This is a genomic window from Salinigranum halophilum (assembly GCF_007004735.1).
GTDB lineage: Archaea > Halobacteriota > Halobacteria > Halobacteriales > Haloferacaceae > Salinigranum > Salinigranum halophilum.
This window is the reverse complement of sequence record NZ_SSNL01000006.1, coordinates 263,797-279,848: the sequence shown is the minus strand read 5'-3', so window position 1 is coordinate 279,848 and position 16,052 is coordinate 263,797. Positions and strand designations below refer to the sequence as shown.

At 55.6% G+C, this 16,052-nt stretch carries 8 protein-coding genes; all 8 read right to left on the bottom strand.

The window, feature by feature from the left end; all coding sequences use genetic code 11:
* Positions 1-43: 43 nt before the first annotated feature.
* Entirely contained in the window at positions 44-3,259 is a 3,216-nt protein-coding gene (locus E6N53_RS16680; protein ID WP_142860640.1) for a PD-(D/E)XK nuclease family protein, read from the bottom strand.
* Positions 3,256-5,328, bottom strand: a complete 2,073-nt coding sequence (locus E6N53_RS16675; protein WP_142860639.1) for a hypothetical protein — start codon at positions 5,326-5,328, stop codon at positions 3,256-3,258. The genes E6N53_RS16680 and E6N53_RS16675 overlap by 4 nt, the downstream gene beginning before the upstream one ends.
* Complete coding sequence (locus E6N53_RS16670; RefSeq protein ID WP_142860638.1) at positions 5,325-8,105, bottom strand: DEAD/DEAH box helicase; 2,781 nt, start codon at positions 8,103-8,105, stop codon at positions 5,325-5,327. Before E6N53_RS16670 ends, E6N53_RS16675 begins: the two co-directional genes overlap by 4 nt.
* On the bottom strand, positions 8,098-9,174 hold the full coding sequence (locus E6N53_RS16665; RefSeq protein ID WP_142860637.1) for a hypothetical protein: 1,077 nt from the start codon (positions 9,172-9,174) through the stop codon (positions 8,098-8,100). Before E6N53_RS16665 ends, E6N53_RS16670 begins: the two co-directional genes overlap by 8 nt.
* Positions 9,175-9,235: 61 nt before the next feature.
* Complete coding sequence (locus E6N53_RS16660) at positions 9,236-10,402, bottom strand: BREX system ATP-binding domain-containing protein (protein WP_142860636.1); 1,167 nt, start codon at positions 10,400-10,402, stop codon at positions 9,236-9,238.
* Positions 10,399-11,295 carry a hypothetical protein gene (locus E6N53_RS16655; protein ID WP_142860635.1) on the bottom strand — a complete coding sequence of 299 codons (897 nt, stop codon included), beginning with the start codon at positions 11,293-11,295 and terminating at the stop codon, positions 10,399-10,401. Before E6N53_RS16655 ends, E6N53_RS16660 begins: the two co-directional genes overlap by 4 nt.
* The gene (locus E6N53_RS16650; RefSeq protein WP_142860634.1) at positions 11,292-12,326 is read right to left on the bottom strand and encodes a tRNA-guanine transglycosylase; all 1,035 of its coding nucleotides are present in this window, start codon (positions 12,324-12,326) and stop codon (positions 11,292-11,294) included. Before E6N53_RS16650 ends, E6N53_RS16655 begins: the two co-directional genes overlap by 4 nt.
* A gap of 121 nt (positions 12,327-12,447) precedes the next feature.
* Positions 12,448-15,975: a DUF6884 domain-containing protein gene (locus tag E6N53_RS16645; protein WP_236642387.1), complete on the bottom strand. Its 3,528-nt coding sequence runs from the start codon at positions 15,973-15,975 to the stop codon at positions 12,448-12,450.
* Positions 15,976-16,052 lie beyond the last annotated feature (77 nt).

Here is a 16,052-nt window from a genome sequence, read left to right as displayed (position 1 = left end):
CTGCCTGAGGCTCTCTTGATGGCCGATAATCGACTCGTCTCGATTACATCGGTGAGACGTACTCTGCCGCTTCCTCTTCAAGCAGGCGTTTCAGCAGGTCTTTGGATCCAACTGTCTCACGGTCTCCCACGAGCACGATATCGTCCGCACAACTCAGCAGTTGGTACAGCGTTCCTGGTTCGGTCAGTGGTGGGCGAAGGACATTGATGTCGTTTGCGACGGCGAAACTCACGATTGCGCTGTCGTATCGCGTCCCATTGAGTTGGTCTGCCAGCATCACAGGCACCTCCAATCCGCGATCGACCAGTTGTGATTGGATCGCGTTTGCCTGGGCGGCAAAGGGGGTAACGACGACGTCTGGGTTGGACTCGGCGACAACCGATGCCACGACGCCTGCCTCTTGACGGTTGTACAGAAAGCTCTCGGTGAGGGCTGAGACTTCTTCGGCTTCTGCCTGAATGATGATCTTGTGAGACGCGGTCTCTTCGTCTGCGAGTCGCTCCTTTTCGACGAGGTGCAGTGAGTGGTCGTCGATAAGATATACCTCGCCCTGAACGAACGCTTCGTCATCGAGTTGGGTTCGCTCGATGAATGATGCCTGAACCTCGTACGGATTCGCCGTCGTATGTGTCGTATCGAAGACGAACTGATGGGCATCCCCTGACTCTGCACGGACCGACGCGTGTAGTTCGAGCGTGTCTAAGTCCGTCGCGTCTGTCCCACTCACCGGTAAAAAGGTGAACGAGGTTTCATGTGGCTCCCAAGTCGTGTCTGGATACAACTCCTCGAGGAACGTGTTCCCGTGACCACCGAACGAGAGACTCGTCGCCTCCGACGCCGGGACTGACTGATACCTCGAGTGCCCCCAGGCGAAATACGATTCTGCGAGCCCTTCGTTACGAGCTGCCGGGCTGAGCATCGTCGGACCACCATGGCGCCGATCGCCGATCGAAACGACTCTATCTGCCAAGTCATTCACGAAGAGATACTCCGGTTCGGTGAGTTGCTCGGCCCCAAGCAAGACGAGGACGTCGAAAAAGCGGTCGGAGTGATCTCGGTTCCCGAAGCCACCTTCTCTGAGTGTGTGAAACGTCTCCGATTCGAGGGCGTACTGTATCGTCGAGAGTAGCGATCGTGAATTGAGTAACTGTGTTTGTATCTCGTGGAACGAATCCGTCGGATCGATCGTCTTCTCGCCTCCCGTTCGGCCGTCCAGTCGGTAATGGTTTCCTGCGGGCGTTGTGTCTTCGACTGCCGCTAGCTGCTGTGGGTTGCCTGTGAGAACGAGGGTCCGTCGTCCAGCACTGGTAACCGGTTCATCCTCGAGGTCGAAGTATTGTGCAGTGAGGAGTTCGTAGATGAGTTCTTCGACGACAGTATGACGGTCCGCCCGGACCGGAACGTCGACGAACAGTTCCGTATTCGCAGTGAGAGAACTGGAGATGTCTGCTGTATCAGTGAGTACATCCGGCTGTTGTGTCGTCGATGTCGCAGCCGCATCGTGATTGAACCGTGGGTTGGTGTCGCGTCGTTGGGCATAATCGAGATACGGGAGGTACTTCCGAGAGACTGTGTCGGCGTTGAACCGATATGAGATACTGAACGAGACATCGTCACGGATGAACCGAGTGGGAATTTTCGGAGCGAACTCCAGATAGAGCTCGCCATCGCCGTGTCCACGATACGTTGCATATTCGGCGGTTTCTCCAGGGGTTTCTGGGATGACAGTAAGCTCGTCACCTGGGACAAACGCCGGTATCGTGTCTTCGGTCCAGCCGAAGATCGCCACCGACGGTGACTGAGCGCCTGAGAGGGAGGCCCCCGTTATCAACCGGCCACTACGTGTCAGTGTGGACTCGTCCAGTCGCTCGATTAAATTCCCGGCTGTGGTTCGCGCCTCGTGTTCAGTCCGGAGTGCCTTTCGGAGACGGTTGTAATGATCATTTTTCTCCGAATCGATGAACTCGAAGCGTTGTTCACACTCTGCAAACAGTGAACAGTCTGACGTCACTGCTCCGTTTTGTTCGATATTGTAGCATGACCACCGGCGCTCGGTCTGACAGTGGTACTTACACGGTGACGGCAGTGTTGCATCGCCAAGTTTCGTCTCGGTCCGGTGGCGACACCCGTCACAGTCTTTGTTGTATGGGGATGGGACGCCGAACGTCGTCCGAGCGTCTGCGACCGCGTTTCGAAATCTCATAAGTGTCGATATATCGTCCTCTTGGAGGGTAACGCGCACGAATCGCACCCCCTCATCATTATCGGTGTTCGGGTAGAGCAGATAGCCCTCGACACTGTTGGCTAACTCATCGGCGAGCGAGTCCCCACGATCTAATCGCTCGAGCAACAAGACTAACAGATACAGTTTCAGCTGGAATTCGTGTTTCTCACGTATCTTCGGGCTTGGATTGTGCGTCGTCTTGAGTTCGTACGGTACACCATCGAGGACGAGGTCGACGTCACCACGGTATCCGTACGCGACGGGGAGTTCGCGCTCAGTCTGCGGATTCGATGCGGCTGTGAGTCGCCGTTGAAACTCCGCGTCCTGAAACAGTGTCTCCGTGAGTGATTTCGCGTCTTCGACAGGGCTTTTTCCGATCCCGGCAGCGACGAGTTTCGCCAACTCAAGCGAGAACTGCTCGTCGACGATCTGGTCGACGAACTGCCTCGTATTCGACGCGCCCCACCCATCATCGCGAAATCGGTCGAGCTGTTCGTCCAGTCCTTTCTCGATCGCTTTATGAACGATTTGCCCACGCAGCATCGCCCCGTTCAGGCGCTTTCGTCCCGAGTACACCTTCTTGACGAACGAGAGGTAGTACTCGCGGGAACACTGCTCGCGGACGCGCATCTCACTCTTTCCGATTCGAATGTCTGGCGCTCGAATAACCGCCGTCGTCACGTTGATGTACAGCTTCGACTGCCCATCCGAGGTGAGGAGATTCGGAATCCCTCGGACCAAGACGGTCTCACCGCGTCGAAGTGTCGCCGGTGGCGCTCCAGGTTCTGTCTCCCCGATTGCAGAGATGACGTACGGTTCGGTTCGGGTAACGTTGGGAATGTCCGGTTCGCTCGTCCAGAACGACAACAACCCCTCGTGTGGCATCGACCCGGTCGGATCGTCGATTACATACAGGGTCTTCTGACCGTGTGCAGGACCCGACCGCGGATCGCTCTGAACACGACACCGAACCGTGATTTCTGAACCGCTCAGTGAGTCGTACTTCGCAGCGACCTCAGCGAGGTCGTATATCATTCGATCACCGCTTGGAGCAACTTGCGATTGAGTAGTTGTGACTGATATTTCATGCCGTGAATACACGTTGGCGTATCGACTTCGAGACAGTCCGGGCAGGCAGTCACACACTGCATGGTGAGCTCACCGACACGTTCTGCGAGTTCCGAAAGGTCACGACGACTCGACGCATCGGTGAACTGCTCGTACGTCGATCTGATTCGCGGGTCTCTGAAGTAATGCTGGTCGAGATGGAGTACGAGATCGACAGCTCGAGGTGTTCGGTCGATCGTCTCTGCGACTCCCTCGTATTCACCAGCGACGTAGGTGTTGAATCGGGCGAGTTCGCGCGTCTCCAACAGCGTCCGAATCCGATTTCCGACGTGTAAGAGGAGGTCGGACTCGTTGTAGGCATCGACTTCGGCGCCGATTGCCGAGGAGATGACTTGGTCAAGGCGGTCTTCGAACCGTTGTCGGTGCTCCCAAAACTCCTCGAAGAGGAACTGTGAATCCGCGTCTCCGAGCAATTCGATGACGATGCGATCTGTGACGGCAGTGTGACACTCACCTTGTCGTTCGATTGCGGTATCGAGGTCGATATCTGGCGTCTCGAGCAATCGCTCATGGATTTCATCTGCAATCCCGGAGCCCCCCTGAATCGAGTCATAGACTCCCACGGGCGTTGTCTCTGTCTCCGTGGCCTGGAAATTAACGTCGTACCATAACTCGAAATCGACACCAGCTGCTGTCTCCTCTGTCGCCCACGCAGAGAGTGCATGCTCAGCCGAATGGACGAACACTTCCTCGGCAAAGTCGAGGAGAGCAGCCTCGTCATCGACTTTCTTGAGGAGTTCTTCGACGATCCCCTCATAGGTGTGGATGACGTCAAAAATATGTGACTCATCGACTGACGCATACCCCATCTGTGTGAGTCGTGTCTCCGCCTCGTCCGAAAGCAGTTCGCCCAATGTCACCTCGATATCCTCGAGAGATTCGTCGAATACTCCGTTACCAGCCGGCTTTCGGAGTTTACTCCGATAGTCGACTGCTCGAAGGTGATCGACGAAGGGCCCCACCTCGTAGACGTGATCCAGAATCTCGCCTTGTGCCTCGAAAAAGAGGTGGTCCCAGACGAGTCGATAGAGGAACGCAAACTGCAGATCGCGTTTCAGTGGCTCCGAGTCATCGAGTACGGTCGCGATTCGCTCACGGATTGTCTCTCGCTGCAGATCGAAGAGAAGTGCCTGGCTCTTCTCGCGACTCCCGACGAATGCAGGAGGTCCACCCGTCCCATGCCGATATCTGATCGTTCGCGAGAGCGTCTTGTTCGTGTCCTTCTCGTAGAGCGTCAACAGTGACGTGTAGTAGCAGCGGAGGAACTCCACGTCCAGAAGATACGTTCCGTCGACGACAATGTCGTTCGTCGGTGCGAGGGCTAACGGTGTTCCGTCACGCTCGGAGACGAGATGCTTGAACCAGAGGTAGTTCGTCGTCGGGTCGGAATCACCAAGACGGAGGTATTTCCCCGGTGGTTCCCCTCCCGCAGTGACGACTTGATAGTCCACCGACCAGTAGTATTCGACGTTTCGCTTTTGGAGTTGTTTCACCCGTATCGTCCGAGGGATGTACACCAGGACTTCGTCGGGGTCGAGTTCGAGTCCGGTGTACTGTTCGGCTCCAACATCACCGATTTCTTCGGAGAGCCAGCTCGTCTCTTTTACCTCGAACATCGGTTGGACGTTCACGACGCCAGTGCCATCGTGAATAACTCGCCAATCCCCCTGCCAGAGGTCGAACCGTTTCCACCGCTGTTTGTACCCACCGGGGAGGAAGTTCGAGAGCATCTGATTGAGGTTCTCCTGTGCGAGCACTTCACCGTCCTCGGTCTCGACAACGCTGACCGACCCACCGATACTTTCGGGGATAAAACTACTCGACAGGACGAACGGTTCTTCGGCAACCGGGTCATGAGCGAAGATATTCGGCAGGTGGAGCCAACTGTAATTCTTGCCCTGTAGGTCTTCGAGATGGCGGTTGATCCCTTCGAGACGGCCGATTCTCTCCTCCCTGCTCAACGAGCGCTTCGTCATGTACTTCCTCCCTCTATCAGTGTCTCGAGAAGGTCATCCAGACGCGTGTTCCGACCAGCATTGCCCGTTTCGTCGACGACGGAGTTGAAAAACTTCCAGTATGGCGTCTCGTCGTGCTCTGGAGCGATTGGCTCTGACAGCGACTGGGCGTACGTTTCAAGATTGTCGAGGACGAGTTCAACTTCTTCGTTCAACTCGCCGCTGTCACTCGTGGCAAACACCGACCGCAGCCAGTCAGCCAATTCCTCACGGCGATACTCCAACTCCGCTTGGAGTTGATCGATATCCGGCCCACTGTTGTACCCGCCTCGATAGATCCGAATCGAGTCCACGGACTCGTGCAGATTGAAGTAGTCGAAGACGGCCGCAGTCATATGTTCACGACGAATGAAGCGGTTGTTCTGGTCGAGTGGGATTGTCATATGCTTCTCGCCAGGGTTGCTCAGATACTCCGAGTGGTGGAAGTAGTACGCGTCCGTCGACGTCGAACCTAACACGGCAACGGTCACAGGTTTGTCGTCTGAGTCGCGACCGCCCCGTCCTTTCCGCTGGACGAATCCGGGCACGTTTCTTGGAGCTCGATACTGGAAGGTGCCGATGATACTCGGATGGTCGAATCCGACTTCGAGCGCGCTGGTCGAGATCATCTCTTCCCATTCGTCGCCGGGATTCTCATCTGAATCTGGTCGACTCGTGGTCCCACTTTTGTGAATCGCGACGCGCATCTCCTTGAGGTCTAACCGACTCCGCATCGTCCACCAACACTCACCGGCTTCGTAGACCGGACAGGAGTTCAGGTGTGGATTCGGCGGGAGCGGGTCACAGACCGCACGCTCTCCAGTTTCTTCATCGGCGGCGGATTGGAACTGCTCTTTCGGACAGTCGGGATTCGTTCCTTCCCCGGATAAGACGGCATCTGGGCGGCGGAGCTTGTACAATCCGTTTTCGCGCTCTGCTTCCTGTACTTTACCACCGAGTCGACTGACCGAGTCGATAGAATCGACAAAGCCCAGAATCTTGTCTTTGTCCACATCCAGTCCAGGCCGACTCCCAGTCCGCTCTTTCCGCATCGTATGATAAAACCCAAACGCCACCTGAATCATACACGAGAGATTCGATGCCGTCGATCGAGTGATATCCTCCCACTCGTCTCGTGGCTTGAACACGGAGTCCCCGACAGGTATCGCGACGTCCCTGGGCTCGGTTGCTTTGACGAAAATTATGTATTCGCGACCAGTCGTCTCAAGTTCGTTTGCAGCCGGTGTGATGTGTGCTGCAGTCTCTGTATCGAATATCTTCTTCGTGAATTCTTCGGCGTTGTTGATCGTCGCACTCGAAGCGACTAGTGTCGGCTGTTGACGGCGTTGTTGTTTCCTTAGCGCCTGTTTGAATCGCCGAATAACGTTCGCAACGTGCATACCGGCTTGCTCGGTGTAAACGTGGACCTCGTCGATGACGACGAATTTGGTCGGGAATTCAGCATTCCAGTAGGCATCGGCCCCATAAAGATCCATCAGTCGGATGTGAAGCGAATTTTGTGTCGTGACGATGACGTCTGCAGCGCTTTTGCGATCCGTCGTCACAAACGCAAGGACGTGATCGTCATGCCGACTGCAGTGCAGTGGTCCGTCATCGTGTTTGTCACTGTTGGGCTTTTTCGGCGGCCGAAGGGTCCCACTACAGGAGTCATACGGACACGGTACCTCGATCGACTTTCGACCACCGTGTTGTAGTGAGACAGAGATGGGTGCCTCATGAACGTCCTCGTCTGCGCACCCGAGTTGCCGATTGAGCATGAACGCGTACTTGACGACGCGGCGAAACTGGTTGTTACAGAGGTCTCGTCGTGGATACGTGAAGACGGCGTTGTTCCCGCTGATTCCTGCCTTCCAAGCCGTGATGCAGTACGCAAGCGCTGGAAACATGAACGCCTCCGTCTTTCCCCCACCGGTACTTGCGGTGATGACGTTCGAATGAGAGTCACTCCCTTCGGTGTTGGCTGTGACTGCGTCGAGATATAGACTACTGAACGACGCTGATTGATAGCGGGCCAGCGAGTCGAACTCGTCGGGAAGACCGTCCTGTAAGAACTGCTTGAACGTCTCAAGTGTCTCTTGGACCGCCGTCCGCCACTCGTCGCCGAGTGTCTGTTCAAGCTCGAACGCTGGGCGGGTGGTCTCCTCGGATACTTTCGAGTTAATCTCTCGGAGCGGCGTCTGAAAGGAGTCCGCCTCGGGTCGATCCGCACCGAAGATGGGTTGCTGCCGGTCGAGCACGTCCATCTTCACCATCTTCACCAGACTCGGTGTGAACTCGAAATCGGTGTCGGCCGTAATCCGCTGGCGCATAAGTGCGAAATACCGCGCCATCTCGGCGACACGACCCCGGACGCGCTGTCTGTCGTATACATAGAGCAGTTCGTCGTTTCTGTCGAGTTGCTCCACCAACCGCGTACAGAGGAGTCGCTTGAGACGCTGTTCGCTGTAATCGAGGACGTCCAAGAACAGGTCGGTTTCTTCCAGGAGTTCTCCGACGTAATCCGTACTGTCGACACTCTCGTCCGCGTCGTAATATCCGCCTTCGAACGCCTCGAAGACTGTCGCGAGAGCGACTGTGGGGTCGTAATCGCCGGCGTTGAGTTGCTTGCGGCACTCCTCGTCGACGGCTTTCAGCACACGCGATCGAACCGTTTCGAACGCCTCGGCGTCCTTGAACGTCGACCACGCTCGGTCGATTACCTCCTCAGTTGGGATATCGGTCCCGGCGTGTTCACTCATCGAACTGTACCGTTATGTCACTGATTTCGTTTCGTTCAAGCATCGTCTGGAGAAGCGGCTGTATGTCCGCGAGTGACTGTCCGTACTCGTTCATCACGGCGAGGAGACTGCCATCTGCTGCGGAGAGTTGTCGTCGGAGTTGGTCTTCTGGTGGTCTCGTGACTGCCGCCCCAACGACGTCGACGACGGCCGCTTGAACGGCATCCATGTCGCCGCATGCGGCACGCTCCGACAACGCCTCAGTGTCGACTTCGGCTCGTTTCTCGCCTGCAAGCGTCGACTCCAGTTCTGTCACCAGGGTTTGTGCTGTCTCTTGGCGTGCCACAGCTCGGTTGATGCTGTAGCGTGTCATCGCGAGGCCCTCCATCCCCTCTCGTGTCTTTTCGACCGCTGTTGCGTCGAGCAGATCAGCACACGTCGAGAGCGTCGACCCGAACTCTACTTTCGCCGGATTGTCTTCCGTGAGTTCATTGAGTAGCTCGATACAGGCACGTCGGTGCTCGGTCCCGATCGTCCGGCAGTACTCCCTGTAGGGATCGGTCTCGACTGTGGTTCGATATGCGCTGTCGGCTTCGCGGAGGGCGCTATCGAGCAACGACAGATTGAATCGGTCATTCGTTGCGAGTTGGGCGAATCGCCCCTTCGATGCGAGTTTCTCGACGGCCGTCCACTGCCTTTCGACGCCGTCGATTGCACTGAGACGCGTCGTCGACGCCGCCAACTCGTCAAGGCCAGTTCGCCATGTCTGATAGAGTTCGGCATCATGGGCGACGAGAGATTCGTGATACGAGAGGTATGCTGTAAAAACCGCTTCGATCAGTTCGAGGCGCGTCGCCACCTGCCCCACAGTCTGCCGTTCGGTTTCTCCGATATTTATCTCTCCGTCGAGTTCTTTATACTCGTGCTCACACTCAGAAAGTGCGTCCAACAGCCTGGAAGGCGGTGTCTCGAAATCAGCAAGTTGTGACTGCGTGTTTCGTGCGCTCCGCAGTGTTTCCTTGCAGTCTCGTAGCAGCGACTCGAAGGATTGCGTACCGCCGCCATCGGGGAGTAAGACAGTCTGTCTCAACGTCTCGCAACTCCCTGCCTTGATATATAAAACTGGTCACCCCGGGGGTCCAACAGGGATATTAGCTCCGATTCGATATCTGTGCTTCGACAAACGCCGCATCAATCACGTCGAGGTCCTGTTCGACCGCTTGATCCAGTGTCTGACTGCAGATAGACAGTGCCTGTCTGATGTTCCCTTGTGAGTATTGTAACACAACGTTCAGCCCGTCTTCTCCAAAGGGGGCGAGCGTTTCCTCACCACTCTCACGGGCGAGTTCGAGATAACTCCGGACCAGGTATCTGAGGTTCTCATCGGAGAGTGGTTTCAACGCGACCTCTTTGCCGATGCGTTCAGAGAAGGCGTGATATTCACTCATGACGTCCTGCCAGACCTCTGGGGCACACCCGAAGAGAACACACAGGCCATGGCTGTTCTGATCCATCAGATGACGGATGCTATTGAGCGTCGTTTGCTTGTCTTTCGGACTCAGACGAGAGATGCTCTCAAACTCGTCGATGAAGAGGAAAATACCGGTGTATCCGAGTTCGACCACCAAGTTCTTCAGCGCAGTAAAGGCTCGAACACTCGACGTGTCATCGTCGAGTGCGCTGTGTATCTCCATCTGTTTTCGCTGTTCGTACCGAATGCCATCAGCGGTGAGCCACTGCCATGCGTAGAGGTTTGTATCCTCATACACCATGTGAAGCATCGCGCGAGCAAAGTCGGCGAACGCCGTAATTTCGTTCAGTCGACGAATCGCTTCGGGGATTAACTCCGACAGCAGTATCTCGCCGTCATCAATGAGCCGTTGCATCTCGTCCGGGCCGGTCGGTTCGAACTCTGTCACCTCACAGGACAAGACCGCGAGATACTCGTAGGCCAACCGCTGAATCCGGTCGAAGCCGAGGTCGTAAATGAACTCCTGGTAGATGTCGTGAAACCCCTCACCCGGTTGTGCAACGTACCCAACAATCACATCCGATCGGTCACGGATGAGTGACCGCGTGTATTTGAGGGTATGTGACTTTCCATTCCCATACTTCGCGGTGATGACGAGGTGCTTCGATTTTCCTGTACTGAGGACCGTCGAGACGGTCTCGCTGATCTCTCTGGTCGCATGTTCTTGCCCGCAGTAGACGGCTGGATCATCATCCGGGACTGGGCTGTACGGGAACGGATTTTCCGAGAGACCGAACTGGGAGTAGTCTCGCTGCTGGTCGGTGATGGTGAACTGGGTATTACTCATGGGTTGTGGTTGGGGGTGTAGGTGATGTCTCGCTCGTGCACCGCGAGGTAGTAGAACTGTTTTCCGTACTGTTCGACACCGGTCATAATCTGTGCTGTTGACTGCGTCGTCGAAACCAACCCGTCACTGTCGCTCAGTGCAATTGATTTGATTCCGAGGAGTGCGTCCTTTGCTCCCGTATCGATAGGGGCTCCCGACAGCTCAAGTGAGCCGATATTCTGGCTGACCAACTCTATAAGGGACTTGTCGAACGACTCCCGCGAGCAACCCGTCCGCTCACAGAAGTGTTCTCGGAGTTTTGGGATCGATAGATATCGCTGTCGGAGATTGACGCCAGCGGTCTGTTCGAGGTCGTCGTAGACGCTGAGGAGTTCATCCGCGAACGCAGTCGGCGCAGACCAGTCGTTGATGACGTAGTAGCTTCCGGTGAAAGCGTTCCGCTGAACTGCTTGCAGTCGCTCTCCCCAGTCACTCAGGATTTCGATGCTCGTCTGGTTGTACGTTCGGTTCGATGCCGATTCACGGTGCGTTAGTTCGGCTAACACGAGTTCGAGTTCCGCCGGGCCGATATCGCGTAGCACTTCGAGGAAGGCGTGGTAGTGGGGACTGTGGGCTTCAAGCAGACTGCTGACACCGTCCCACGCTTCTTCTCGAATTGCGTTGAGGAACTCAAGGCCGATGTCGGTCGTCGTGTACCGAAGGACGTCACCATCTTCGAGTTCATCGACCAAGTCGAGTCGGATCGCTTCGAGAAGCGTCTCGCGTGCTCTTCGTCGAGAGACGTCGAGTCGAGTCTCAATATCGTCGGTTGTCTGCGGATCGTGCTCACATGCGTGGGTAAGTTCGACGAGGCGACCAAGAGTGACCGGTCGAACGGTGGGCCGTTCGCTCACGCAAGCCTCCGGACTTGTTGTTTGGCCATTCGATACGCACGGTGGGTCACATCGTTCCCCTGAAATCTTAATTCGAGATATGACTCGATATCCTCACCGGCGGCGATCATATATCGAAACCGCCTGAGTTCGATGGTGAGTGCCCAGAGGTTGTGCTGGACGAGGAGGTTGCGGTCGGCGCGAACCGCTTCAGTAGTGCGCGGCCCACACACCGGACATGGACAGGGCAAGTACTCCAACCCCTCTATCCGGTGCATCTCCCGACCCCCGAACCCTGGAATCAAGTAGTTCCGATTTCCCGCACTCCGAATGAACGACGACGAGTCGAATGTGTCGACTCCTAGATATAAGAGGAGCGGTTGATACACCAATCCACCCAACCCATAGACGTGGAGCGGTTTGTCCGTCGCCAATCGAGCGGCGAGAATCAGTTTCGTCGTTTTTCGGTAATCGGTCCGAATCGGGACGAGACTCCCGAGTGCGAACCCATCGAAATCACCGTGTCGGTCGAGATAGCGAATCGAATTACGGACCGTCTCTGGGTCGTGACCGTGAACGCTTGCGAACAAGAGTGAATCACCCTCGTGCGCGTCACTCGCGGCCAACGCGTACTGGATACTCTCATTGATGCGTCGTTGATTTTTGGCCTGTCGATCTTCCCGCGAGAGGGGGAGGTCGACGGTTCCGAACACGTCTGCATCGATTCGAATTTGCGTTTCTAATGTTTTCTCTGGCGTCGTATCGAGCGTTTCGGTGTGGAAGTCGAACCCACCGCTATCTGCAAACACGATGGTGTCGTCTGGGACCCCCATTTCTTGGCGGAGGGAAGACCCGTCCAGTAACCGTTCCCACTGCGGTTCGCGTTGACGAATCGCTCGGGCGTTGACCATCGCTGTCCGCAGATCGGGTATCTGATCAGCGTAAGCAGGTGTGTTATCTGAGGATCGCTTTCCCACGTTGCTGACTGGAAACAGTACGGGTGTCTCCAGGTCACCGTGTGGCGTCTCGAGGGTCCGTTGGCGATAGAGCATCGAACGACGAGCTTCAACAGGCTCGGGGAGTATTAATAACTATTTGATATGTATTGACACGTCTGCTAGGCTATACCATGCTTTATCTAGGATGACGCTCAGAACAGGTCGGGGCGCTGAATTAGAACGATTCTAACTGCGTCTGGGAGACTCGAGATTCCAGTGGACTGAATACCTCATAGAGCTCTGTGGCCACCTCGATCGACAGTGGGACTTGCGCAGCGACGGGCTCCCAGTCTCCTGTACGGTCATGTAGATAGATTACCTGCTGATACCGATCGCTGTACACCGCGACTTGGTTCGAGTTGACGTCTAAGAAGAGCGGATTCTCGAGTTCTCGAAATCTCTCGTCGTCGCTGGCCTTCTCTGCCAGTACAGGGAGGGGTGTCTCCTTAGCACGGACCGGCCCTTCTCCGGCTGCAGTTGTCGATACAGCTGTTCCACACAGCACGACAAAGTCCGTGGCGTGTGGTCCTTCGGGTTGAACCAGATACGCGTCATCACCGAGGTTGGTGACGGTGCTCGAATCGATACCGAACGCAGCCAGGAGCTCAGTTAGTTCATCAAATTCGAGTTCACGATACGTCTCTGCAGAGAGTTCTGAGAGGCCGACCAACGCATCGTAGACCGCCTGTGGGCCGATTGTAGTGCTCTCATCAGTCAGTGTCTCTGATGAGGTACTCTCGTCGTTGCCGTTCGTTTGGTCTTCGTCTTCAGACCCGAACCCGGTTTGTGTTGGCTCCTCGTCGATTCGGCGACAGAGCTCTTCGATTCGTGCGGGTGTAAGGGTGTCCACGGCGTCGACCCGACGAGCAAAGTGTTCCATGTACCGCCCCTTGAGGCCAATAACGATGGTCCCGTGGTTCTTCGCGTCTTCGGTGCGTGCAGGGACAGAGACGATATTTTCGAACTGCTCTTCGACAAGTTCGCGATTGAACACGACACCGATCCGATTCGCTGGGACCTGCTGAACCATCTCGTCGATATCGATGCTCGTGTAGTAGTCTTTTCCGAGAGTGAAGAATACGACGTCGTAGGACGACTCGTGTACCAATCGCTGGACGTCCTGTTTGATGTGCAACCGCTCGGATCGGTCTCTGATTTCAGAGACCTTCATCGAACTGAACGTCACCTCATACGGGGGAAGTTTCTCGTCTTCTTTGACGAGTCCGAACCCTGCACTGATGAAATACCGGTCGACATCGTGAGCTCTCCGCAACTGCCGAACTGCGTTGGTGATATACTCTTGCTGACGCCCCGCATAGAGGTCGCGCGCTTCGATACCAAGGACGTTCTCCCGGTTGAGGAGTTCTTTTCGTGAGTGTTTGAGTGTCTCTTCGGCGCCGAAAACCGGTGCTGTCTCTGGGACGTTTTTCGATCCCGAACACTGATCGATGACCAGTACATCAAGTCCGTCTTTTGTTTCGATTTCGGGCGGATGGGGGAGAAAGTCACGACCGACCGCGTAGTTGTCACCACAGGCTTCGAGGACAGTTTCTCGGAGTGCAGTTGCCTCCGAAAGTTCCGTCACATCACATCCAGTCTCTTCGATAGTGGTTCGGGTTTCGTCACTGAGTCCCTGCTGGGTGGGAGTATGGACGAAAAGGTGCTGGTACCGTTGGGCATGCTCTGTGAGGCTTTCTATCGGTGGATTCGGAGTACCGGACGTATCGGTGTCTGTCCACCACTCTCGAACGCCCTCTTTGTCTACTACACCGATCTCAGCGACTGGCAGGTCGTGAATATGCGACCAGAACTCCGGTTGTTCGGCCGCGAGGTACTCTTGGACCCTCTCGTACTGATTGATGTCGTCAGTTCCACGAGAGACGACTAGGATCTTCGGGAGCGCCTCGGCAAACTGGTCGTAGAACCGTTTGGTGTTGTGGAATCCCCGTCGCCGGTTTCGGTCGTTCCCGCGGAAGATACACACTTCGATTCCATGGCCCTGGGTAGGATCTTCGGTATCCCCACAGATACGGCAGTCACATTTCTCCCACGGGCGTGCAGCCAAGGTTTCGTAGTACTCTTCGAGGAGGTCTTCGTCACCAATCCATTCTGCGTAGTCTTTGACGACGGTCCAGACCTGCTCTAACGGTGTGGCCGACTCCATCCCCTCGAGTTCGTCTTGCATCCGTGGGAACGACTCGAATATCGACTCCGCCTGATCGAGAAGTTCTTCGTACTCCGCGAACGGGAGTGAATCTTCGGGGTCATCCGCACGGAGGAGTTTGATGAGTTTTCCACGAAGGTCGTCACTGAAACTCGCTTGGAGTTCTCTTGCGGGCGTCAACCGTTCTCTGAGTGCTGTCTCGACGTCTCGAAGGCGCGATTCATCGTAACATGTGTCGTGTCGATGGTTGCGAAGGAACTGCCGAGTTTCCGGAAGAACCTTTTCAGCCGTATGTTCCCAATCCCGTAGTGCATCGCTAATCGACTCTTCTGCGGCATACGCCCGAAGGGCAACAAGTGTTTCTCGACCGCGAAGTGACTTTTCGATCGCTTCAGAGAGATTATCTCCCGGTGACGAATACCGAACACGAATCGCATCATACCGCTCCTCAGTGTCCAATCGGTAATTTTCTCCACCCGTCCACGCAGAGCGGAGCATGCTGGCACTGTCGAAACTGGTCATCCCCGAGCGTCCGATCGTTTCGAAAGCTTCGGTTTTTGCGAAGCCGAACACGTGTGAGTCAACCCGTGTCGTCCTAGTGCGTTCGAATTCCTTGATCGTCTTTCCGACTCCCTTCACAATCTTTCGGACTTCGTGGATCGGGCTCCCAGCAACGCCACCGATCCCGAGATAATCGTACCCCAAGTCGAGTACCTCCGACGCGGCAGTCCGATACGATTCGGTATCCCATCCCTGGATTGCGACCATGAGACGGAAGCGATAGTCTTTCTCTGGAGATGAGTCGGGCCCGTTTTGATACAGGTCATACATCTCGCGAGCGTTCCGAAGGGTCAGGTCGTATCGGAACTGCTTGTCGTCCTCACGATAGACCGCCCGCGAATCGTCATCGAGACACGATAGCACCGTCTCGACATCCCCCTCAAAATCTTCTCGCGTGAACGGCGGTACGTCCTCGTCACGTGAAGTCCGGATCGATGGTTCATACTTGTCCACATACGGTGGCCACTCGTCAGGCCACTCATCAATCATAACGTCGACCACATCAGTCACCGAATCAGGGATATCAGACTGTTTGAAGCCGTCACCGAAGGCGCGTTTATCGAGATACAACCGCCCCATGTCCTTTCCCGATCCCAACACGAGGTGATCGATTGTCACCCCTGTCGTCACTTGCAGCTCGTCGTAAAAGTCGAGCATCTCTTTGTTCCCGTACGGCGGGAAGGGGAGCGATTTGTAGCCCCATGCACCGCAGTCACTGATTGTCGGCAACCAGTCGGGGACCGAGAGAACGTCATCTTCGTAGACGCCATCAGATGTGAGTCGCGCAAACTTCCGGTCCGAGGTTTCGACCTGTTCGCGTGAGATCAGAACCCCATCGATCGGCGTCGTTTCAGGTCCGAAGATATCCCAGATGTAGTTGAGTTCTCGATTGTCACGGTCGAGTTCAGAGAGCTCGTCGTGCTCGAAATCATAGTGAGCGTCGACTGCATCATCCCACTCGGGCACGTAGAACCTCACAGCTAGATATTCACCGGCCCATCATACCTTGCTCGGGGTAATGAATCCTCTCAAACGAGAGTAGAACTCGTCTCTAC